The sequence below is a fragment of the Pectobacterium parvum genome (assembly GCF_020971565.1).
Lineage (GTDB): Bacteria > Pseudomonadota > Gammaproteobacteria > Enterobacterales > Enterobacteriaceae > Pectobacterium > Pectobacterium polare.
The window spans coordinates 4,660,576-4,683,193 of the sequence record NZ_CP087392.1 but is presented as its reverse complement, the minus strand read 5'-3'; the positions used below and the strand labels follow the sequence as shown (position 1 = coordinate 4,683,193).

The window sequence follows — 22,618 nt, the reverse complement described above, 5'->3', positions numbered from 1 at the left end:
GAGCGTACTCTCTTCGGTAAAAAAGAAGTGTACAACATAATAAAAACGAAAAATTTATTATCACATTTATCCATAAAAAATGGAAAAAATAAAGTAATTAATGAAATAAAAGGCTATGAATCGTATCATACAAAAGGGCCAAATGGAGAATCATTAGTATCTATAAAAATAGATGAAAAATTTATACCGATGAGATCTGAAAGTAAAAATATAGGGGGACATGAGGTGTATGATTATAATAAACCCGATAAATCGGGTTATCCTGTATATTTTTGAGAAGACAAGAACTGGCATTTTGGTGAAGAAATCACAAAATTAATGAAAGGTGATCCTAATCTTAATTCACATAAACACGTTTCAAAAAAACTTCATCGCTCCATCTCTAAAACTTTCTACGAAGATATAGATCTGCGTAACTGCCAACCGATAGACAGTAAAGGGATTGTAAAATTAAATCATGGAGAAAGATATTTAAAGCTAAAAGAAGGTTATTTAAGAATAAGGAAAAGCAATAATCACGATAATATTTTTGAGCTAGGACCAGAACAGTCTAAAAAAATACTTTGTTATTTTGATCAAAATCATCATAAATTTCGCACCATCAAGGAAGGTGATTATTTGTTGAATAAAAAGACCATCAAAGAGCATACAGACCCCACTCTCGTTTAATAAATGAATTTAACCATAAAAAAACATTAACAAGTTATCGAGAAGGATTCAGGGGGACGAGTTTTGAAGAGTACAAAGAAATAAGAATAGTAGATAGGAATATGAAAAAAAGTAGTAATAAAATTTATTATTATGGTTTAAACGAATCGGAAATATCTAAAAACATCAAGTATGAAAGAGTGGCCGCAGACATAAAATACGACGTAGCTCGCTCAAGGGAAATAATTAAATCAGTAAGAAATATGCTTCTTAGTAGTGAAAATGAAAAATATGTTACAGCGTATTTACAGAAAATACGAATCACGGATAATTATGGGTCACCATCCAATCACATACAAGAAATGTTAATTGATAAAATATCTAAAACCTATAACAACATTGAAGAACATATTAATGATGATTACAATAGAATTTGGTTAGTCGATTATAAAGAAAAAAATAATTATGGTTTAGTATATAAAAGTGACCCACTTCATCGCATGTATATAAATTTAAAAAATAGTGATGCATTTATACAAGACAGGAGAATAAATACTTCCTGTAAATTACGCTGTTCCGTTCAACCAGAGTCCATTCAACCAAAGCTGGGTGACATGCCAACAATTGTCCATGAAGCATCTCACGCTGGGGCTGATACTATTGATTCCTTTTATTTGTCCCAGGAGAGCCCCCTTGAGACAAAGGTGGCACAACTATCTGCTGGCGATATGTCAACAGATGAAATCGAAGGTATTCTCAATACTCGTGCAACAGGAATAACATTTCCTCTCTTAGAAAGAACCAGAGAACAAGCCACCAGACTTTTCAATAACAACGCGGATGTAAGAGGAGAGTTCCTCATCAACAATGCTGACTCACTCACGAGGATAATCCTCGATCTCTATACTGGAGACTCAAAAATGAGTAAGCGAGATACTCAATCCCAAAAAGGCATTAATGCCGAGATGCTATATCTATTTGCTGTTCAGGGGCTGTCTGAAAAAACACCGCCTCTGAGAGGCTAACTTCGCAAAAGCAACGATATACAGCCCATCTCTATACAGAGATGGGTAAATCCCATTCTCATAGAGGATTAAAAACAGCATGATACAAACTTAATGTTTACCTTGTCACAACAGCACAATCAATTTAATTTATTTAATAATTTATAAAAAACACGACTAGATTTAATATTAATCGACTTTTTACTGACTTGCCCTGCTTGCTATCCGGACAGCGCAACGGCCTGCCCAGATAGTAATCCATTTTGCCGGACTCACATCAATATCGTCACATCGGCAAACCGTCCGCCAGCATTTTGTCTTTTGTCATGAAGGATTCGCGTCTGGCTGTAGCTCTGGTTCCAATATCCGAACGTAAGATAGTATATCGCTAACATTTTCCTTGGTTAGCACACCTCTTCTGTCTTCTATATCTCCAAGGTTGAATGTTCCATCTGGATAAACAGTAACTTGTGCAGAACTAGCAATAGTTAAAGATATGCCGAGGGTACTAACAAGTTCATACAAAGGTTTTTCTCCCAACTTATTAGTTTGAGCTATGATAAAACTAAGGCTCATATCTGACTGACTCTGATCCCCTCCAACTAAGATAACTTTTCCGCCTCCGACGATTTTATTACGGAGCTCAGAGATCAATCCGCTAGCATCGGCTCCATATTTCAGGCCAAATGAAACATTACTACCGTTTAGATGCACTAGAGTGCGACTCCCATAAGAAACCGCATTCCAGTCCGATAATACTATTAAAGCTGAACAATCGCTTAATCCACCCGTGGACAGTATAGTTGTAGAATCTGTGACAGTTTCCATGCAACCCACACCAACATCAATATTAGCATCAATCCCATCATGCATGCCTGTACTAGGCCATATTTGTGGAATTTCATTTTCTTCGGAATCAATTTTAGGTGGTTTGACATTATGGGATGGTAACTCATTCCATTCACGCAAGTTTAGCTTCACCATTGTTTTATCAAAATTTATACCATCAATGTCACTGCTTTTTTTTAGGCTATCAGTATCATGCTCACTCAATTTTTTTTTGATATCCCTTAAAACATCCGAAAAAACATACTCAAACTTATTTTTCATCGCCTCAGTCTGTTGGAGGCTCACCATTTCACCTTCTGGCAAAATATTTGCAGAATCAAAATCCAGAATAAAAAATTCTTTGTTATCATATATAATGTTACCTTTATTTATGTCATGATGAGTAATCCCTTTTTTTTGTAAAGAATTAGCCAGTTGTGTTGATATATCATTATCCTCAATAGCTGATTTCATCTCATTCAAAAGATCATTACTGGATATTGACTGAATATTATTTAATGCATAGCCTTCAATCTTAATTAATTTTGCTGAGACCGATAAAACCCCATTTCTCTCATGAATGATAAGCTCACCCGCCCCCTTTCCATACATCCTATCAAAACCGTTTACATTATTCTTTGCCGAAATAAGTCTGGATTGATGTTGCTTATCAACGCTACCGTTATATTCTTTTTCGACATACCCATCCCCTATATCATAAACCCTACTAATACTCCCTACACCCACAACAACCTTGACAACATCTTCGGTACCACTGGCAGCATTTTTGGAAACACTAACAACACCTTCGGTAATACTTCTGGCAACACTGATAATATTTTTGATAATACTTCTGGCAGCACTTCCGACAAGACCTATAGCATCTTCAGCAGCCTTTCCGGCAGCACCTTCGGCAGCATTTCCGACAGCACCTCCGGCAGCACCTTCGGCAGCACCTTCGGCAGCACCTTCGGCAGCACCTCCGGCAGCACCTTCGGCAGCACCTCCGGCAGCATTTCCGGCAGCACCTTCGGCAGCACCTTCGGCAGCATTTCCGACAGCATTTCCGGCAGCACCTCCGGCAGCACCTCCGGCAGCACCTCCGGCAGCACCTTCGGCAGCACCTTCGGCAGCACCTCCGGCAGCACCTCCGGCAGCACCTTCGGCAGCACCTCCGGCAGCACCTCCGGCAGCACCTTCGGCAGCACCTCCGGCAGCACCTCCGGCAGCACCTCCGGCAGCACCTTCGGCAGCACCTTCGGCAGCACCTTCGGCAGCACCTTCGGCAGCACCTTCGGCAGCACCTTCGGCAGCACCTTCGGCAGCACCTTCGGCAGCACCTTCGGCAGCACCTTCGGCAGCACCTTCGGCAGCACCTTCGGCAGCACCTTCGGCAGCATTTCCGACAGCATTTCCGGCAGCACCTCCGGCAGCACCTCCGGCAGCACCTCCGGCAGCACCTCCGGCAGCACCTCCGGCAGCACCTCCGACAGCACTTACGACAGCACTTACGACAGCACTTACGACAAGACCTACAGCAGCATCTTTGGCACCTTTGGAGGCGCTTCCGACAGCACTTTCGGTCGCATCTTCGGCAGCACTTCCGACAGCGCCTTTGGTAGCACCTTCGGTAGCACTTTCGGTAGCACCTTCGGTAGCACTTTCGGTCGCATCTTTGGCAGCACTTTCGGCCGCATCTTTGGTAGCACTTTCGGTCGCATCTTCGGCAGCACTTCCGACAAAATCTACAGCAATACTTACGGCACCAACAGAGGTATCATTTCCCACCGTATTATCAATAATCCGAGGCTCTGTTATGGGAATAGGAACTGTCGTCCCGTGAGAGGCATCTGATGAATTATGAGGTTCTGTCGTAGTAGATATATCACCATAATTTTCTTTAAATTTTTCCACCGCATTCTTACTATAAAGATCAGGCAAGTTATTTGCAGTAGTCCAGAGTTTTTTTAGAATATCTGAAAACGATTCGAATGAGTTGTATTTAACATACCCATATTTATTATTATCTATACATTGTTGGGTTATCTGGATGGTTTTAAGAAGCAGCTTAATATGTTTCTCCTCTGAAGATTTTGCATGTCTGACATCTGGTGAAGTGTCTGCTTGACGAAAAATAAGATCAAATTCATTTCGCATGCGCCAGTCGATCGTCTGATCCTGGACGATAGTAAGAATTAGATAAGGAATATTTATATTATTTACAGGGATTGAACGCTTTTCTCTGATGCTTGGATTAATCTCTGGAATGAAATCAAGTGATTGTGTAACCATATTTTTAATAAAATCCATTTCTAAGTTATATTCGCAATTTCTAGAAATAAATAAGTCAGAGGGTAGTGTCGTTCTGTCAAAAGGCATCTGAAAATCATGGCAAGAAGCGACGAAATTTGAGAGAGGGGTTATTGATGTCGGAAATACAAAATCGCCCTTACTTTCATTATAACCATGCCTTCCTGCATAATGCCATATTCCCCCAATAACACCTGCCCCAGTCAATAACCCCATCCCCACTAGGCCTCGTTTTAAATAACTTCCTTTCCACCTACGGTAAAATTCTTGTTTATTATTTGAATCCTTGAGTGACTCTGCTTGCAGACGAATAAACTCTCCTTCAGCAAGTATTTCCGTTAGTGGATCATCTTCTACATCATCATTTAATTCAGCAGATCGATCTCTGCTAAATGACCATAAATAATTCCAAAGGTGAGTTGATCGTTTAGTGGGAATTTCATTTTTTACACCATGATATAATTGTTCAGAACTGTTATTGATATATTTTAATTGGGATGTCAGGCCAGATGATACATTGCTACTTCTGTTCGGCCTTCTAACCTTATCCTCGCTGCTATTGATATTTAAAGTTGATAATTTATGGGGTGTATTAGTTAAGATTCCATTATTCATGAAATAATTTCCTTTTTTATTAAAAATAAATTTACACGTCCCCCATGTTAATTACATTAAATTATCGCTCATAGTCAGTTTATTACTGTTTGTTAATAAAAGTATTCAATGTGTGTGCAGCTTTGTTGAATAAATCGAATATTCCTCGGGAAACAGGCGCATATCCTTCTCAAATCTGACAGCGCGTGGCAAAGTAGAAGTTCAAAATCACCGATTGGAAAACTTATAACGACGCGCTCCGGCAACAGGGGAAATACTGGTCGTTGGAGCGGAATGAGACGGTGGTGAATCCGCATCTGACAGGCAGCAGCAAATCATGGAAAGAGAAAGTGGGTTATCACTTGCACTCAGTGGTGGAAACGGCAATGTCGCGGGTAAACAAGTTGTGCGGCGGACGTTGCGGAACTACGATACACCGGTAGGCGAAGCGATGACGTTAGTGAAAGCGCTCAATATCATGACGTTGCAGGGTATGCCGGACAGTGTACGCATTGCCAGAGAAGCGGGGAAGTGGCTTTATTGTTTATCAAAAATTATTTATTCAAAAAAACTTGTATTACGGATAAAATTCCTGATTTTAAAACCATGCATTAGTATAATAAAACCATGGAAAAAATGAAATCTACGTTAAAATGCTTATTCTCGCCATCCCTTACATTCGTAACGTACAGTCACATGAGGGAATAACCGATCGTTGATGCTATCAGAGGCGGAACTTGTCCATAACCTCGCTTACACGACCTTGACGCCAGATTTTGAAGATCATGATATCTATTATTATAAATAACCAGGTGAAATATTATATTGAAAATTATAGCGATGAAATTTCAATAGCTTATAGTGGACAAAAAGAAATTATAGCACATATTTTTTTGAAGTAGTTCCACAAGAAATGAAGTCGAAGCTCCTGTGGGAAAACCAAAAATAAGAGGTTAAGAGTAATTAATACAATATCTATATCCGTCATACCTCAGGCTACATGTGCGTTGGCTACGTTTAGTTACCCGAATCACTTACCTGTTGGATATGCTTTCTATTCAGTTTGAGAATAGGCTTTTTATATTTCGTGAAAGTCAGTATGTATATAGAATTTTAAACGATATTGGCGTAGACCACAGACATAGCAGTCTCGGATATTGGAAAACCGTCTCCCCATTCATTTTCATTAGAAAATAATGCTAGCATTTGAAAGATTAACGGAATAAAAAACTACCGGATTTTTTTTGACCACATTGCGCCCTATTGGCGCAAGCGCTATGGTTGCCGGTAACCTGTATACGACCACTGATAAATAAACTATGAACTTTTCTCTTTTCGGCAAGAAATTCACGCGCCACGCTGGCATCACACAATTAATGGACGACCTGAACGAAGGGCTGCGTACGCCAGGCGCAATCATGCTGGGCGGTGGCAATCCGGCGCATATTCCGGAGATGGACAACTACTTCAAACAGCTGTGTCAGGATATGCTGGAACAAGGGAAATTAACGGAAGCGCTATGCAACTACGATGGCCCGCAAGGCAAGGATACGCTGCTTAAGGCGCTGGCAGAACTCCTGAGTAATGAATTAGGCTGGCAGATCGGACCACAGAACATTGCACTAACAAATGGCAGCCAGAGTGCGTTTTTCTACTTATTTAACTTATTTGCCGGTCGCCACAGCGATGGCAGCCTGAAAAAAGTGCTGTTCCCGCTGGCACCGGAATATATCGGCTATTCGGATTCCGGGCTGGACGACAACATGTTCGTCTCCGTTCGTCCACAGATCGAACTGTTGCCCGAAGGGCAATTTAAATATCACGTCGATTTCGATCATCTGTCGATTACCGATGAGATCGGGCTGATCTGCGTCTCCCGCCCGACCAATCCGACCGGTAACGTGCTGACCGATGACGAGCTGATGCGTCTGGATATTCTGGCGCAGCAGCACAACATTCCCCTGCTGATTGATAACGCCTATGGCGTGCCTTTCCCCGGCATCATCTTCAGCGATGCCACGCCGCTGTGGAACCCGAACATCATCCTGTGCATGAGCCTGTCCAAACTGGGTCTACCCGGCTCACGCTGCGGCATCGTGATTGCGGATGAAAAAGTGATTTCCGCGATCGGCAACATGAACGGCATCATTAGCCTGTCTCCGGGCGCGGTCGGCCCGGCGCTGGCGCATGAGATGATTCAGCGTGGCGACCTGCTGCGCTTATCTAACGACGTCATACGCCCGTTCTACCAGCAGCGCGTAACGGAAACCATCGCGATCATTCGCCGCTACCTGTCGCCTGAGCAGTGTCTGATTCATAAGCCGGAAGGCGCGATCTTCCTGTGGCTGTGGTTTAAGGATCTGCCTATTACGACAGAAATTCTGTACCAGCGCCTGAAAAAACGCGGCGTCCTCATGGTGCCGGGTCATTACTTCTTCCCCGGCTTAGAGCAGGACTGGCCACACGCTCACCAATGCATGCGCATGAATTATGTGCCGGAGCCGGAAAAAATTGAACGCGGTATTGCGATTCTGGCGGAAGAAGTGGAAAAGGCGATGCAGGAAGGCTAATTCGCCACAAAAAATAGACGCGTCATTAAACGAAATACGGTTGGGGCAAAGGAACACCTGCCCCACGATTCGACCACTCGCTATAACCATAGCCGCGACAGATGTACTCGTTATACTTCAAAAGGGTCAACACTTCGTGTTGTTCAAAACGGTAACGTTTTTTCCTGCAACTCGAATTATTTAGCGTATATCAGAAAAAATATACATTCTGAGTAATGTCGGCTTTGTTGAATAAATGCTTTTTGTCTTTTCTCTGTCATTCTTTTGTCATCTTCCAGTTATTTTTCTGTCATGCGCTCATGTCATGTTTACCTTCGCATAAAAAACGCCGTGATGATGGCGCATTTAATTGATTGCAGGAGACAGGCATGTTCAACAACACAATTCGTAAAACACATGCTATTCGCACCGCCGCGGCGTGTGTGGCATTAGCGCTGATGAGCGCCAGTGCGCAGGCCGCGACAGAAATTCCTTTCTGGCACTCCATGGAAGGCGAATTAGGGAAAGAAGTTAATTCTCTGGCTGACCGTTTTAACAAAGCGCACAGCGATGTAAAAATTGTGCCGGTCTATAAAGGCAACTACGAACAGAATCTGGCTGCCGGGATTGCTGCCTACCGCGCAGGGAATGCCCCCGCCATTTTGCAGGTCTATGAAGTCGGTACGGCGACCATGATGGCAAGTAAAGCCATCAAGCCAGTCTATGAAGTCTTCAAAGATGCTGGCATTAATTTCGATGAGTCGGTGTTTGTACCGACCGTCTCCGGTTATTACACCGATGCGAAGAGCGGCCACCTGCTGTCGCAGCCGTTTAACAGCTCTACGCCGGTGCTGTACTACAACAAAGATGCCTTCAAGAAGGCTGGCTTAGATCCAGAACAGCCGCCGAAAACCTGGCAGCAGATGGCCGAGTACACCGCCAAACTGCGTGCAGCCGGGATGAAGTGCGGCTACGCCAGCGGCTGGCAGGGCTGGATTCAGATTGAAAACTTCAGCGCCTGGCACGGTCTGCCAGTTGCGAGCAAGAATAACGGCTTTGATGGCACCGATGCCGTGTTGGAATTCAACAAACCAACGCAGGTTAAACACATTCAGCTGTTGCAGGACATGAACAAGAAGGGTGATTTCACCTATTTCGGTCGCAAGGATGAGCCGACTGAGAAATTCTACAACGGCGACTGTGCTATCACGACTGCCTCTTCCGGTTCGCTGGCGAACATTCGGGAACACGCCAAGTTCAACTACGGTGTCGGTATGATGCCGTATGACGCCGATGCGAAAGGTGCACCGCAGAACGCCATTATCGGCGGAGCCAGCCTGTGGGTGATGGGCGGAAAAGATGCCGCGACCTACAAAGGTGTCGCTGAGTTTATGAAGTTCCTGGCCGAGCCGGAAAATGCTGCTGAATGGCACCAGAAAACCGGTTACCTGCCGATCACTACTGCGGCGTACGAGCTGACGCAGAAGCAGGGCTTCTACGAGAAAAATCCTGGTGCGGATATCGCCACGCGTCAGATGCTGAACAAGCCACCGTTGCCGTTCACCAAAGGTCTGCGTTTGGGCAACATGCCGCAAATTCGTACCGTTGTGGATGAAGAATTAGAAAGCGTATGGACAAATAAGAAGACGCCACAACAGGCGTTGGATAGCGCAGTAGAACGCGGTAACGCGCTGCTGCGTCGCTTCGAGCAGTCAACGAAGTAATACGCTTCTGTTGAGTAATATCGGGCCGAAGGGAATCGGCCTGTTTCTTTTCTGTTTGCAATGAGTTACCGCATGACATCATCCCGCCCCGTTTTTCGCAGTAGTTGGTTGCCCTACGTGCTGGTGTTGCCCCAACTGCTGATTACCGTGATTTTCTTTATCTGGCCTGCCGGTCAGGCGCTGTGGTATTCGGTGCAGAACCTGGATCCATTTGGGCTATCCAGCGAATTTGTCGGCATGGAAAACTTCAGACAGCTGCTTAATAACCCTTATTACCTCGACTCGTTTTACACCACGCTGATATTCAGCTTCTTGGTTGCAGGGTTTGGCATGCTGATTTCACTCTTTCTGGCCGCGCTGGTGGACTATGTGATCCGTGCCAGCCGCCTGTATCAGACGCTGATCATTCTGCCGTATGCCGTGGCCCCCGCCGTTGCTGCCGTGCTGTGGATGTTCCTGTTTAACCCCGGTCTGGGGCTGATCACCCACTTTCTCGGGCTGCTGGGCTATACGTGGAACCACGCGCAGCACAGCGGTCAGGCGATGTTTTTAGTTGTATTGGCGTCGGTCTGGAAACAGATTAGCTATAACTTCCTGTTCTTCCTCGCGGCGCTGCAATCGATCCCCCGTTCGCTGGTGGAAGCGGGCGCGATTGATGGTGCTGGCCCCGTGCGGCGCTTCTTCAATCTGGTGCTGCCGATGATCTCACCGGTGAGCTTCTTCCTGCTGGTGGTCAATCTGGTATACGCCTTTTTCGATACCTTCCCGATTATCGATGCTGCGACGGCCGGTGGGCCGGTGCAGTCGACAACCACGCTGATCTACAAAATTTATCGTGAGGGTTTCGCAGGGCTGGATCTGTCCAGTTCGGCAGCGCAGTCGGTGGTACTGATGATACTGGTTATCGGGCTGACCGTGATTCAGTTCCGTTTTGTTGAGCGGAAGGTGAATTACCAATGAAGATGAATCTACAAGGTCAATGCTAATGATTGAGAATCGTCGCGGGTTAGATATTTTCAGCCACGTCATGCTGATTGTCGGCATTCTCGCCGTACTGTTTCCGCTGTACGTGGGGTTTGTGGCCGCCACGCTGGATAATCAGGAAGTCTTTCAGGCTCCGATGACGCTCATCCCCGGTTCTCACCTGTGGGAAAACCTGCGTTATATCTGGCTGCACGGTGCGGGCAACAACACCACGCCGTTTGGACTGATGTTGCTCAACAGCTTCGTGATGGCGCTGGCGATTACGATAGGCAAAATCACCGTATCGATCCTGTCCGCTTACGCCATCGTCTATTTCCGTTTTCCTCTGCGCAACCTGTTCTTCTGGATGATTTTCCTGACGCTGATGTTGCCGGTGGAAGTACGTATTTTCCCGACGGTGGAAGTGATCGCACGGCTGGACATGATGGACAGCTACACCGGTTTAACGCTGCCGCTGATGGCCTCGGCGACCGCCACTTTCCTGTTTCGCCAGTTCTTTATGACGCTGCCGGATGAGCTGATGGAAGCGGCGCGTATCGACGGTGCCAGCCCGATGCGTTTCTTCTTCGACATGGTGTTACCGCTGTCGAAGACCAATCTGGCGGCGCTGTTCGTGATCACGTTCATCTACGGCTGGAACCAGTATCTGTGGCCGCTGCTGATTGTCAGCGATGCCAGTCTGGGCACCGCTGTTGCTGGGATTAAAAGCATGATTGCGTCCGGCGATGGGGCGACTCAGTGGAATCAGGTGATGGCCGCGATGCTGCTGACCATGCTGCCACCGCTGCTGGTCGTGTTACTGATGCAGCGCTGGTTCGTTCGCGGTCTGGTCGACAGCGAAAAATAAATAGGTCATACCGTTGGTAAACCCCTTCATAGAATGGGAACGGTGATAATGGGATAGAAGAGTAAAGCGTTTGCGCCAGGGATGGCGCAATCCGAGCGTACAGGGATGTATTCACAGCGTCTTTACGATCTACCCATTATCACCGCACCGCTCGTCAGGTTTAGCAGCGATTTATCGAGACGAATTTCGGAAACGCTTATGGCATGTTTAAAACTTCAGGCCGTCACTAAGTCTTACGATGGCAAAACACAGATTATCCAACCTATCGATCTGGACGTCGCTGACGGCGAGTTCGTCGTGATGGTCGGGCCCTCAGGCTGTGGCAAATCGACGCTGTTGCGTATGGTGGCAGGCCTCGAACGCACCACCAGCGGTGATATCTATATTGATAACGAGCGAGTCACCAATCTGGAACCGAAAGATCGCGGTATTGCGATGGTGTTCCAGAACTATGCGCTTTATCCCCATATGAACGTGTTCGACAACATGGCTTACGGTCTGAAAATCCGCGGCTTCGGCAAGGCGCAGATCCGCGAGCGCGTGGAAGATGCGGCGCGAATTCTGGAGCTGATGCCGCTGCTGCAACGCAAACCGCGTGAGCTATCGGGCGGCCAACGTCAGCGCGTGGCGATGGGGCGGGCGATTGTGCGTGAACCGGCGGTATTCCTGTTCGACGAACCGTTGTCGAATCTGGATGCCAAGCTGCGCGTACAGATGCGGCTCGAATTACAACAGCTGCACCAGCGCCTGAAAACCACCAGCTTGTACGTCACGCACGATCAGGTTGAAGCCATGACGCTGGCGCAGCGCGTGATCGTCATGAACAAAGGGATCGCTGAGCAAATCGGTGCGCCGGCTGAGATTTATCGCCGCCCAGCATCGCTGTTTGTAGCCAGCTTTATTGGCTCACCGGCCATGAACCTGTGGTCAGGTCGCATTAGCGATGACGGCTGCCGCTTTGAAATCGATGGCGACATCGCGCTGGCGCTGCCTGAACCGAAGCCGCAATGGCGCGGTAAAGCATTGACGCTGGGGGTTCGACCAGAGCATATTCAGCTGGCGATGAGTGAAACTGGCGGTATCCCGTTGCAGATTTCAACACTCGAACTGCTGGGCGCGGACAATTTAGCGCACGGCAAGTGGGGCGGGCAGAACGTGATTGCACGGCTCTCTTATGAACACTGCCCCGCGATCGGTTCAACGCTCTGGCTGCATTTACCGACGTCATCATGGCACCTGTTTGATTCGCAAAGCGGATTACGGATGGAATAATGGAAACAATCTGGCCTTACCCGAGCATTGTCGCCCATCGCGGCGGCGGTTCACTGGCACCGGAAAACACGCTGGCGGCGATTGATGTCGGTGCCAGCCTCGGTCACAAGATGATCGAATTTGACGCCAAGCTGTCGCAGGACGGCCAGATTTTCCTCTTACATGACGACACGCTTGAGCGCACCAGCAACGGTTGGGGCATTGCAGGCGAACTGCCGTGGGACAAGCTGGTCGGGCTGGATGTCGGCGGCTGGTACGGGCATAAATTTGTCGGCGAACGCCTGCCGCTGCTATCGGAAGTGGCAAAACGCTGCGTGCAGTACGGCATGGCGGCCAACATCGAAATTAAACCCACCACCGGATATGAAGCAGAAACCGGGCGGGTGATTGCGTTGGCGGCGCGCCAGCTCTGGGCCGACCATCCGGTCGCGCCGCTGCTGTCATCGTTCTCTATCAATGCGCTTGAAGCGGCGCAGCAGGCCGCACCGGAACTGCCGCGTGGGCTGTTGTTGGATGAGTGGGAAGAGGACTGGCTGGCGTTAACGCAGCGTTTGGGATGCGTGTCCATTCACCTGAATCACAAACTGCTGACGGCAGAACGCGTCGCGGATCTGAAAGCCGCCGGTTTGCGCATTCTGGTTTATACCGTCAACCAACCCGATCGCGCGCAAACTTTGCTGGATTGGGGCGTTGACTGTATCTGTACTGACCGGATAGATTTAATCGGGGCTAACTTCGCGACCGGCTGAGGTCTGCCTCTATACCCGTCATACTTCAAGCTGCGGCGATGTTGATATTGCTGCAAGAAAATATAATGCGGGGACCTTCTTTCTGACTTGATGCCGGTAATAAGGAAGTGGCGTCATGCCCGCATTTATTGTTTCACTTTGGCACCAGATTTTTCTGTCGTTACCCCTCTTTGTTCTTATCGCGCTCGGCTATAGCCTGATTCGTTACGGTAAATGGCCGACCACCGTGACCGATGGCATGACGCGCTTTGTCTTCTCCGTCGCCATGCCCGCCATGCTGTTTCGCCTGATGTCGGATTTTTCCAAACGTCCGGTGGTGGATGCTCGACTGCTGATCGCCTTTTTCGGCGGCTGCCTGCTGGTGTTTGTCCTAGGCCGCATCGTGGCGCGCAAAGTCTTTCATCTTGATGGCGTCTCCGGTTCGCTGTTTGCGTTGAGCGGCATCTTCTCCAACAACGTGATGCTGGGGCTGCCGATTGCTACGTTGATGCTGGGAGAAGAGGCAATCCCTTCGGTTGCGCTGGTGGTGGTGTTTAACGGGCTTATTTTGTGGACGCTGGTGACGGTGTCGGTGGAATGGGCGCGTAACGGGGCGCTGTCGCTACAGGGCTTTACCAAAACCGCGCTGGGCGTGCTGAAGAACCCGCTGATCATCGGCATTCTGTCAGGGACCTTATTCAGCCTGACGGGCCTGCCGCTGCCGTCGTATGTTGACCAACCGCTGGCCATGCTGGGGCAGATTGCTGCACCGCTGTCGCTGGTAGCGCTGGGAATGGGGCTGGCGGAATACCGCGTGCGTGACGGCTGGCAGATCAGCACGGCGATTTGTACGATCAAACTGCTGGTACAGCCGCTGGTGATCTGGGGAATTGCTATCGCGCTCGGCCTGCCGGAAATGGAAACGCGTGCGGTTGTGTTGCTGGGGTCGATGGCGGTGGGCGTCAACGTCTATCTGATGTCGCGCCAGTTCGATGTGCTGGGTGGCCCGGTGGCATCAAGCCTGCTGCTATCAACGGCGATGGCGGCGTTAACCACGCCGTTGATTTTAACGCTGATGGGTGTGCGGCTATAAGGCCGCCATCGTATCAGGGATTCTGCTTAATTGGCGGTGGCGGCGTGGTTCTCTGTGACCGCTGTAAATCCTGCTGTAGCTGCTGCTGGCGTTGTTGCTGCAACTGCTGGTTGCGCTGCTGGAGCTGATTATTCAACTGCTGTTGCTGTAATTTCTGGTTCTGCTGCATATTTTGCTGCAACTGTTTCTGGCTGCTGATTCCGCTCTCAAACTGCTGCTGAGGCGTGGGCGCTTGCGGCGTATTGGCACTTGCCAGAAGCGGCAGGCCGAGCAGGGCAGCACAGGCCAATAGTGTCTTAGGGTGTTTCATTAAACCTCCACACAGGCCTTCTGCCCGCATCGTGTTTTCATCAGCACATTATCCTGATGTATTCACTTAAGTGTAATCGCTGTGGATGAAAACGTCGTGCAGAGTAATCCGCAATCCTGCGTGCACAGGTTTTGGGCTGCCCTGTGGGAATGCGTTATACTGCGGCGGAATTTTTCTTCGTGGTTGACGCTATCTCATGTTCCATATCGCGCTCTATGAGCCTCAAATTGCACCGAACACCGGCAATATTATCCGACTGGCGGCCAACAACGGCTGTACGCTTCATTTGATTGAACCGCTGGGTTTTGATTTTGAAGAGAAAAAGCTGCGCCGTGCGGGACTGGATTATCACGATCTGGCGAACGTCAGCCGTCATAAAAACTATCAGGATTTTCTGGCTGCGATTCCCGGCAAACGTATCTTCGCCTGTACCACCAAAGGCAGCCGCCCGTATGACCAACCGAGCTACCAGCCAGGTGATGTATTGCTGTTTGGATCGGAAACGTCCGGCCTGCCAGACGAAATTCGTAACGGCTTTGAGTCGGATTTCCGTATCCGCATCCCCATGCAGTCTAATAACCGTAGCCTGAATCTGTCGAATGCCGTGGCGATCATCAGCTATGAAGCCTGGCGGCAAAATGGCTTCGGTGGTTGCCTGTAGCCATAGCTTTCTACAGCCTGCCGTTGGCGGATTTTTTCAGTGGCGGATTCACCAGAAACACCACTTCCCCGCGATAATACGGTGAAGTGGCAAGGCGCTGCTGCCACTGCGGTTCCCACTTGCCGTGTTGTACCAGCCCGACCCGGAAAGGTAGGGTCAGCTTCATCAGCGCGGGCAGGTACTCGGCATAGTTGGTAATGGTGCTGCGCCCCTGATAGGTCTGCACCACCACCTCATCCAGCTTGCCCTGTAAGCGGTTCAACGCCGCAACATCACCAGTTTTCGACCAGTCGAGCAGCCCCGTAATACTGAGCTGACAATCTTCGGGTAAACGCTCGCGTAATTGCGTCAGAAATGCGACATAGCCTGCCAACTGATAGCTTTTCGCGTCAAAATCGATCTGAATCCCAGCAACTTGATTCCCCCGACGCTGCCATTTTTCCCGTAACTTTACTATCCGGTTCAGGTGGCGATCGGAAAGCTCCAGCGTGGTCATGCGGAAAGCCAGCCAGACGCGGTTAACGCGCAATTGGCTGGGCGGGATCCCCTGACGCAGGAACACGACTTTACCCTGACGGCGCGCCACTTCACCCTGATGCAGGTACAGCATCTGTGCCTGATGCAGAATCGGCTGCGGTCTTACCGCCGCCCACAGCCAGAAATCCTGATAGCGCGTAGCATCAACGATGGCAGGCACCGCGTTGGCGGTTGAAGGTGCAACGTTAACGGAAGCGGCCTGCGTGCAGAATGAAAACAGGCCGGCCAACACGACTAACGGCGTTACCAGTAATAATCGAGCTTGTCTGCCCATACGCTGCCTTTGTACTTGGTTTTCAGTTGGGTAAACCAGGCTTTGCGGGTTGCCTTGCTGATGTCCTGCGGACCACAGTCGTTATAGCCGCTTGGCGCATAGCAGTTAACCGCGCGATACAGGGCATAGGTTTTGTCTTCTGGCGGCGCTTTCGGGTCGGCAATCACCCGCATATACCCATCCAAACGGTTATATTCGGTGCCGACGAACTGTGTTGGCACGTTGGTGAGTCCGCTCAACATGCTGCCTTCACCCCAGTCGAAGCCCACGCTGTTGTTGGTACGCAGGAAAAACTCGCCGAGGCAGTTAATCGAACGGGCGTCATTAGGGCGTTGATTCAGCGTCGTGACCACGTCATTCAGCGCTGGACACTGATAGTCTTCTTCGGTGTCGCTGCCGTCCCAGTCAAATGCTGTTAAATCTTCCTGATTCCAGCTTTGATTTTCGCTGCTGACTAGCGGCGCAATGTCTTTCCTCAACTGAACATCTTTGAGATAGCTGGCGTAATCACCGTGGGTCAGCGACTTGGTTAACAGCGTATGCAGCGCGATAGCCCGTTCTTCATGGGGTTGCTGCGGGCCCGTTTGCTGACGCAACAGATCGGCGTTGGCGCTAATTTTCAGCACGGCGGAACGGAAACGCAGATTTTTAACTGGGCTGTCGGCGGCAAAAATCCGCTCTGGATGACCGGCCTTGACCAGCGTTTCCGCCAGCGCCAGTTGCAGGAACTGATTTTGCGTGTACCACATATTGCGCGTTAACAGCTGACGCCAATGCGTTTCTGCCTCATCCCAGCGCTCCAGACGCACCAGCGCCCGACCGCGTAAGACTTGCAGGCTGAAACGCACGGTATCGGTCAGATCGTTCGCCTGTGTTGCGGGAACGTGGTTAACCACGGCGGCGTAATCTTTTTGACCATAAAACAGCTGTGCGGCCTGAAGGTAGCTGAACGCGTCCTGCATGTTGTCTTGCGCAAACAGCGGCTTCTGCGCGACCAGCTCGTCAACGGATAAGGCGGGTAATGCCAGCCAGCCGTCATCTGAACGCAAGCGCTTGAGATCTTGCACCATCGTCAACGGCGGGCTGCCCGGCGTGCTGGTGAACTGCCGATTTTCCAGCAGCTTGTTGTCGATTTCGTCGCTCAACTCAAGGAGTGCTTCGACGTCGGCGGTGTTGTCCAGCTCGTGTTGGTACGTTGTCGCTAAGGCATTCACATCATCCATAATCCAGTACGCGCGGCGGTACAGCCCGTTAGCGGACTCGATGTATTGCCCGTCTGGATACTGTTTCAGATAGTCGCCAATATGCTGAATGGCTAGCTGTGCAGCCGCTTTATCGGCTTTGCTGGCATCAAACATGTTGTATTCATCGAGCGCGTTTTCCATCGCTTTATTGATCGCTACGCGAATCAACATATAGCGCGATGTTTCCGCGACCCACGGCTGCGGTGAAGACGTTAACGCCTGAAAGCCGCTTTCCGCCTCATCGAAGTGGCCCTGATAAAACGCCAGCGCCGCGAACAGATACTGCGTGAGTGCACCGGCATGTCCTTCGTCCGGTAGGCTTGCAAGACCTTCGTTCAACGCGTCTTTGGTATACAGCGGGTTGAGGAGATTCACCCGCTGATGTGCCAGCAGCGTACGCTGTTCATTGGTGAGCTGCGTGTCAGCCAGCAGGACGTCGAAAAATGCTTCCAGCGTGGAAAGCTCATTGGAAATATGGCGTCCTTCGTTATCGTCAGGCGAAAACGTGGAGATCGTGCCCTGAACGGCTAAAGGAAGGTTAAGCTGCTTCGCTTTATTCAGCGTTGAAAGATAAGGCGCATCTGCCGTGACATCCTCCCCAGAATCGGAAGGTGGGACTCCTTCTGTGGCGGCAATCCCCATAACCCGGTAGGCCGTAAAAGGGTCGATACGTGAACGTGTTTGATCGGGTAAAGGATGGGGTAACGGAAGCGACATGCTGTGGAGACGGCTTTGCAGCAACATCAGGTTAGCACGGGTGTCGTTGCCCGGCTGCAAATAGGGCAGGGCAGACATGCCACATTCCGAGTCGGAAAAGCCGCACACTCCATCGCTGGAACTGAATGCCTGACTGCTCATTAACGCGGTCAGTACGCCAGCCAGCAGCGTTACTCCTTTCATGGTTTGTATCCTTCATTCAACACGGGTCTTGCCTGTTTTCGGCATGAGTGGCGATCACTCTACGCAATCGCCTAAAAAACTCAATCCAGTATAACCTTGAGAAGATAAACAGAAAGTGACAGGTGCCCATGTCGGGCACCTGAGAGCGTGTTATAGAAGGAAATTTGGTGGTGGGAAAATGTCTCGCCTGATTACCGCTGATGCAGCGGTAGCCAGATGATCAGACGCAATCCGCCCAGTGGACTGTCTTCCGCTTTTACCCAGCCTTTGTGCTGCGTAATGGCGGTTTCCACGATGGCGAGCCCTAAACCGCTGCCGCCAGATTCGCGGTCACGCGCTTCGTCCGTACGGTAGAAGGGACGGAAAATCTGTTCGCGATCTTCTGGGCTCACACCGGGGCCATCGTCATCCACTTTGATGGTGATGCCCTGGTTATCCACCGAGAAGGCCACTTCGATGTGGTTGTGAGAATAACGCAGCGCGTTGCGCACGATATTTTCCAGCGCACTGTCGAGCGAAGCAGGGTTGCCAAAGAGCGTCCACGGCCCCGGAGGATAGGGCACTTCCAGCGTTTTCCCCATCTGCTCGGCTTCAAAGGCGGCGTCGTCTAGCACATTGCCCCACAGTTCATCGGCACGCAGGAACTCACGGGTTAGCTCGTTCTTGTGCTGATTGCGTGAGAGCACCAGTAGATCGTTAATCATGCTGTCGAGCCGCTGGGTTTCCGTCGCGATGCGGTTCAGTTCATTGCCTTCACCCTGACGCCGACGCAGCAGCGCTGTCGCCAGTTGCAAGCGTGTCAGCGGCGTACGCAGCTCATGAGAGATATCCGACAGCAGGCGTTGCTGTGCGGTCACCATTCGCTCCAGCGCGCTGACCATCTGGTTAAAGCTGACGCCCGTTGCCTGAAATTCCTGCGGGCCAGACTCCAGCTCAGGGTGCTGGCGTAAATTGCCTTTGGCAACTTCGTCGGCCGCGTGTTTGAGCTTGCGTGCGGGTTTGGCCAGACTCCAGGCAAGCCAGAGCAGCAGCGGTGAACTGATCAGCATGGTGAAGATTAGCAGCAGCAAAGGACGGTCAAACAGCAGACTAATGAAATCGGACTGCGGACTGCTGGCAGGACGAATCAGGTAAAGCTGATAGTTGTCATCACCATCGCGGATCGCAAAAGGACCGAGAAGCTCAATGCGGCCGTAATTTTTCTTTTGCGGATGATCGGCGTTATCTGATAGCCCGATAAAATTACGCACAATCGGGGTTTCATGCTTCTCTACGCCGAAGATCCGGCCTTCACTGGTGACCAGAAAAAGGCGCTGTCCCGGCGGAGCCCACTTCTCCAATACCCAGAACAGCCGTAGCCACCAGCGCAGATCGTTGGCTGGCGTGTTGGCGAGGTCCGCTTCAATGTGCTGTTCCAGCATGATGCCCTGCCGCTGCTCGTTTTCCAGCAAGGCGGTAAGCTGGCGCGAGTCCAGCTTGGGCACCATCAGAACCAGCATGAGTACCAGCGCCAGCGTTAACCAAAAAATGGCAAAAATACGAGCGGTCAAACTATTGATCATGCAGCCGATACCATCAAATAGCCTCGTCCACGCAGCGTTTTAAACCAAGGCAGACCGTCCTTGCGTTCTGGCAATTTACGTCGCAGGTTCGAGATATGCATATCGATCGCGCGGTCAAACGGTGTAAGCCGTTTTCCCAGTACTTCCTGACTTAAATGTTCGCGTGAAACCACCTGTCCCAGCCGCTGTGCCAGCAGATAGAGCAACGTAAACTCCGTGCCCGTCAGATCCAGCACGATATCGTCAAAGCTGGCTTCCTGCCGTCCGGGGTTCAGACGCAAGCCGTCGACTTCCAGCGTCGGAGCGCTGTTATCACACGCCTGCTGTTGATCGGTCCAGTTGGAACGGCGGAGAATCGCGCGAATTCGCGCCACCAGTTCCCGGTCGTTAAAGGGCTTCGGCAGATAATCATCGGCACCCAGTTCCAAGCCAAGAACGCGGTCTAATTCACTGCCGCGGGCGGTCAGCATAATGACCGGTGTTTGATGCTGTTGTCGTAGTTCTTTTAATGTATCGATACCGTTTTTCTTCGGCATCATCACATCCAGTAATAACAGGTCAATGGTGTTATCTAATATCTGTAACGCCTGCTCGCCGTCGTAGGCGACAACGACGTTAAAACCTTCCATTTCGAGCAATTCTTTCAGTAAAGCGGTTAGCTCTCTATCGTCATCAACCAGCAGAATTTTATTCATGTTTTCTCTACCTCCAAGGGCAAAATACGACATAGATTAGCGCTATTCCATGACTTTACGTAGTTTTACATCCTCTGACGCATGTTTGCAGCAAGATGCGTAGACTCCTGTTCATTGATTCACAAAATGACGTACCGCACTGGAGAGTTATTGATGCAACAGTTCGCAACCTTATCTCTTGCTTCACTGCTTATGTTAGGCACTTTTACCGCCTTTGCAGCAGAAAGTGGAGACGCCCCGGCGAGCGGCTGGCATATCGATGATTCCGCCACAAAAGGCGCACCCGGCCAGCAAGGTATGTTCGATGGCGTGAGGCTGACTGAGCAACAGCGTCAGCAAATGCGTGATTTGATGCACCAGAGTCGTCAAGACAAACCGGCGTTTAATGCCGAAGATGTTAAAGCCATGCATAAGCTGGTGACGGCAGAAACGTTTGATGAAGCGGCGGTGCGAGCGCAGATAACCCGAATGATGAGTGTGCAGCTTGAGCGTCAGATTCAGATGACCCGAGTGCGCAACCAAATGTATAACCTGCTGACGCCAGCGCAGAAAGAGATATTAGAGCTGAAGCATAAGCAACGCATGAAAGAGATGCAGCAACAGATATCCATGTTTAACCAGATGGCCGCGCCAGCACCAGGCACGACAAGCCATGCCGAGACAAAGAATCCCGAGTAGTAGCGCTAGTGTAGTAAGTAGTCTGTAGTAAGCGTAGTGCAGTCCGAGTAGTAATGTGTAGTAGGTACACACCCTGTTTTTCCTTGCCATAGACACCATCCCTGTCTTTTTGCCCTCCATGATGGAGGGTTTTTTTTTGGGATTTTTTAAAGCAAATAGCGTGCTTTGACTTTATATAGATGATTTTCCGCTCCAGCGAAATGGCTCGCTGTGATGAGGATAGATATGAACGCTTAATGATAAGGTTTTAATTAGGTATTTGTTGCCTTGATTAGTTAATTGTCTTATTGTTCATTCTGAGCGGATATGCACTTTAAAAAATCAAGGAAACTGATGGTAAAGGTCATCTGGACAAGGAAGGCGTTGAAGCAACGTTTAACGATAGACCGCAGATATCAGGACACCATAAGTGAGAAAGTTGCTGAACTACGTAGTTTTCCTGCCGTAAACCTGGACATTATGGCGTTGAAGGGTGAAGCGAGAAAATTCAGGTTACGAGTGGGAGACTACAGAGTAATTTTCGAGATTGTTCAAGGTGAGCCCGTTATCTGTGAGGTTCAAGCGGTCAAACGCAGAACCTCAACGACTTACTAACTATCAGGCTGGGTAATCCGCCAGTTTCCTGATGACATACACCGCGACTCACTGACACCCGGATGAAATTATGTCAAAACCACAATTTATCAATGACGTGAACGGCAAGCCTCAGTTTGTTGTTCTACCTATCAGCGAGTATGAAAAGCTGCTGTCTGATAGCGATTCAGGCTATGAGGATATTCCTTATGTTGCCGATGAGTATGACAACGAAACTGTGCCTAATGATGTGGTAGAAATCATGTTCCGTGATGATGTTAGCTTGCTTGCGGCATGGCGTATCCATCGCGGATTATCACAATATGATGTAGCTGAAAAGCTAGGGACAACGCAATCAGCGGTTTCGCAATGGGAAGCGAAAGACTCACGACCTCAGAAAAAAACCCGAGAGAAATTGTCTGAGATTTATCACTGCCGCCCAGAGCAAATGATCCTTTGATTGTATTGCTGCGACTCGCTTCGGCGGGTTTTTTTATCTGAAAATAGCCACGTAATTTCTGATGTTTTCATTAATATTGCGATATTTTCAACCAATTCTATTTTCACCTAAAATTTTGGATAAGATTCAAATAAATTGGATTT

21 protein-coding genes are annotated in these 22,618 nt (G+C 49.3%); 15 read left to right on the top strand and 6 right to left on the bottom strand.

Going from position 1 to position 22,618, the window contains the following annotated elements; all coding sequences use genetic code 11:
- The first annotated feature begins 27 nt into the window (after window positions 1–27).
- The 3 genes from LOZ86_RS21115 (at window position 28) to LOZ86_RS21105 (ending at window position 1,673) form a co-directional block, all read left to right on the top strand.
- The gene (locus tag LOZ86_RS21115; RefSeq protein ID WP_131522970.1) at window positions 28–276 is read left to right on the top strand and encodes a hypothetical protein; all 249 of its coding nucleotides are present in this window, start codon (window positions 28–30) and stop codon (window positions 274–276) included.
- 42 nt (window positions 277–318) lie between these two features.
- Window positions 319–669: a hypothetical protein gene (locus LOZ86_RS21110; protein ID WP_039514233.1), complete on the top strand. Its 351-nt coding sequence runs from the start codon at window positions 319–321 to the stop codon at window positions 667–669.
- A 101-nt stretch (window positions 670–770) separates the two neighbouring features.
- The gene (locus LOZ86_RS21105) at window positions 771–1,673 is read left to right on the top strand and encodes a hypothetical protein (protein ID WP_039514232.1); all 903 of its coding nucleotides are present in this window, start codon (window positions 771–773) and stop codon (window positions 1,671–1,673) included.
- Window positions 1,674–1,976: 303 nt separating this feature from the next.
- Here the strand turns inward: LOZ86_RS21105 and LOZ86_RS21100 are convergent, their stop codons facing one another.
- Window positions 1,977–5,405 (bottom strand): hypothetical protein, encoded by a 3,429-nt coding sequence (locus LOZ86_RS21100; RefSeq protein WP_230242740.1) that lies wholly within the window; start codon window positions 5,403–5,405, stop codon window positions 1,977–1,979.
- A 316-nt stretch (window positions 5,406–5,721) separates the two neighbouring features.
- Between LOZ86_RS21100 and LOZ86_RS21605 the strand changes: the two genes are divergently transcribed.
- The 8 genes from LOZ86_RS21605 (at window position 5,722) to LOZ86_RS21060 (ending at window position 14,581) form a co-directional block, all read left to right on the top strand.
- On the top strand, window positions 5,722–6,024 hold the full coding sequence (locus tag LOZ86_RS21605; RefSeq protein ID WP_072012426.1) for a hypothetical protein: 303 nt from the start codon (window positions 5,722–5,724) through the stop codon (window positions 6,022–6,024).
- A 679-nt stretch (window positions 6,025–6,703) separates the two neighbouring features.
- Complete coding sequence (locus LOZ86_RS21090) at window positions 6,704–7,954, top strand: valine--pyruvate transaminase (protein ID WP_230242739.1); 1,251 nt, start codon at window positions 6,704–6,706, stop codon at window positions 7,952–7,954.
- A gap of 368 nt (window positions 7,955–8,322) precedes the next feature.
- Entirely contained in the window at window positions 8,323–9,657 is a 1,335-nt protein-coding gene (gene ugpB / locus LOZ86_RS21085; RefSeq protein WP_039486765.1) for a sn-glycerol-3-phosphate ABC transporter substrate-binding protein UgpB, read from the top strand.
- 72 nt (window positions 9,658–9,729) lie between these two features.
- Window positions 9,730–10,617 (top strand): sn-glycerol-3-phosphate ABC transporter permease UgpA, encoded by an 888-nt coding sequence (gene ugpA, locus LOZ86_RS21080; protein ID WP_039486837.1) that lies wholly within the window; start codon window positions 9,730–9,732, stop codon window positions 10,615–10,617.
- A 25-nt stretch (window positions 10,618–10,642) separates the two neighbouring features.
- A complete protein-coding gene (ugpE, locus tag LOZ86_RS21075) occupies window positions 10,643–11,488 on the top strand; it encodes a sn-glycerol-3-phosphate ABC transporter permease UgpE (RefSeq protein WP_039474832.1) in 846 nt (281 codons plus the stop codon).
- Between the two features lie 198 nt (window positions 11,489–11,686).
- On the top strand, window positions 11,687–12,760 hold the full coding sequence (locus LOZ86_RS21070; RefSeq protein ID WP_039514102.1) for a sn-glycerol-3-phosphate import ATP-binding protein UgpC: 1,074 nt from the start codon (window positions 11,687–11,689) through the stop codon (window positions 12,758–12,760).
- A complete protein-coding gene (gene ugpQ, locus LOZ86_RS21065; protein ID WP_039486766.1) occupies window positions 12,760–13,509 on the top strand; it encodes a glycerophosphodiester phosphodiesterase in 750 nt (249 codons plus the stop codon). Before LOZ86_RS21070 ends, ugpQ begins: the two co-directional genes overlap by 1 nt.
- A 115-nt stretch (window positions 13,510–13,624) precedes the next feature.
- Window positions 13,625–14,581 carry an AEC family transporter gene (locus LOZ86_RS21060; protein WP_010303205.1) on the top strand — a complete coding sequence of 319 codons (957 nt, stop codon included), beginning with the start codon at window positions 13,625–13,627 and terminating at the stop codon, window positions 14,579–14,581.
- Between the two features lie 13 nt (window positions 14,582–14,594).
- Here the strand turns inward: LOZ86_RS21060 and LOZ86_RS21055 are convergent, their stop codons facing one another.
- The gene (locus LOZ86_RS21055) at window positions 14,595–14,891 is read right to left on the bottom strand and encodes a hypothetical protein (RefSeq protein WP_105879855.1); all 297 of its coding nucleotides are present in this window, start codon (window positions 14,889–14,891) and stop codon (window positions 14,595–14,597) included.
- A 196-nt stretch (window positions 14,892–15,087) separates the two neighbouring features.
- On the opposite strand from LOZ86_RS21055, the gene LOZ86_RS21050 reads away from it, so the two are divergent.
- Complete coding sequence (locus tag LOZ86_RS21050) at window positions 15,088–15,552, top strand: tRNA (cytidine(34)-2'-O)-methyltransferase (RefSeq protein WP_039486769.1); 465 nt, start codon at window positions 15,088–15,090, stop codon at window positions 15,550–15,552.
- 10 nt (window positions 15,553–15,562) lie between these two features.
- Here LOZ86_RS21050 and LOZ86_RS21045 read toward each other — a convergent pair whose 3' ends face one another.
- From LOZ86_RS21045 to cpxR, 4 genes are all read right to left on the bottom strand, one after another.
- A complete protein-coding gene (locus LOZ86_RS21045) occupies window positions 15,563–16,363 on the bottom strand; it encodes a DUF3142 domain-containing protein (RefSeq protein WP_039486771.1) in 801 nt (266 codons plus the stop codon).
- Complete coding sequence (locus LOZ86_RS21040) at window positions 16,333–18,507, bottom strand: PA5441 family protein (protein ID WP_230242738.1); 2,175 nt, start codon at window positions 18,505–18,507, stop codon at window positions 16,333–16,335. Before LOZ86_RS21040 ends, LOZ86_RS21045 begins: the two co-directional genes overlap by 31 nt.
- 191 nt (window positions 18,508–18,698) lie before the next feature.
- Window positions 18,699–20,069 (bottom strand): envelope stress sensor histidine kinase CpxA, encoded by a 1,371-nt coding sequence (gene cpxA / locus LOZ86_RS21035; RefSeq protein WP_039363412.1) that lies wholly within the window; start codon window positions 20,067–20,069, stop codon window positions 18,699–18,701.
- Window positions 20,066–20,764 carry an envelope stress response regulator transcription factor CpxR gene (cpxR, locus tag LOZ86_RS21030; protein WP_039486773.1) on the bottom strand — a complete coding sequence of 233 codons (699 nt, stop codon included), beginning with the start codon at window positions 20,762–20,764 and terminating at the stop codon, window positions 20,066–20,068. Before cpxR ends, cpxA begins: the two co-directional genes overlap by 4 nt.
- Before the next feature lie 153 nt (window positions 20,765–20,917).
- Here cpxR and cpxP point away from each other — a divergent pair, with 153 nt between their 5' ends.
- The 3 genes from cpxP (at window position 20,918) to LOZ86_RS21015 (ending at window position 22,475) form a co-directional block, all read left to right on the top strand.
- Window positions 20,918–21,442 carry a cell-envelope stress modulator CpxP gene (cpxP, locus tag LOZ86_RS21025; protein WP_103943770.1) on the top strand — a complete coding sequence of 175 codons (525 nt, stop codon included), beginning with the start codon at window positions 20,918–20,920 and terminating at the stop codon, window positions 21,440–21,442.
- Window positions 21,443–21,775: 333 nt separating this feature from the next.
- Window positions 21,776–22,036 (top strand): type II toxin-antitoxin system RelE family toxin, encoded by a 261-nt coding sequence (locus tag LOZ86_RS21020; protein ID WP_039474855.1) that lies wholly within the window; start codon window positions 21,776–21,778, stop codon window positions 22,034–22,036.
- Between the two features lie 70 nt (window positions 22,037–22,106).
- Complete coding sequence (locus LOZ86_RS21015) at window positions 22,107–22,475, top strand: helix-turn-helix domain-containing protein (RefSeq protein ID WP_226292566.1); 369 nt, start codon at window positions 22,107–22,109, stop codon at window positions 22,473–22,475.
- The last annotated feature ends 143 nt before the right edge of the window (window positions 22,476–22,618 follow it).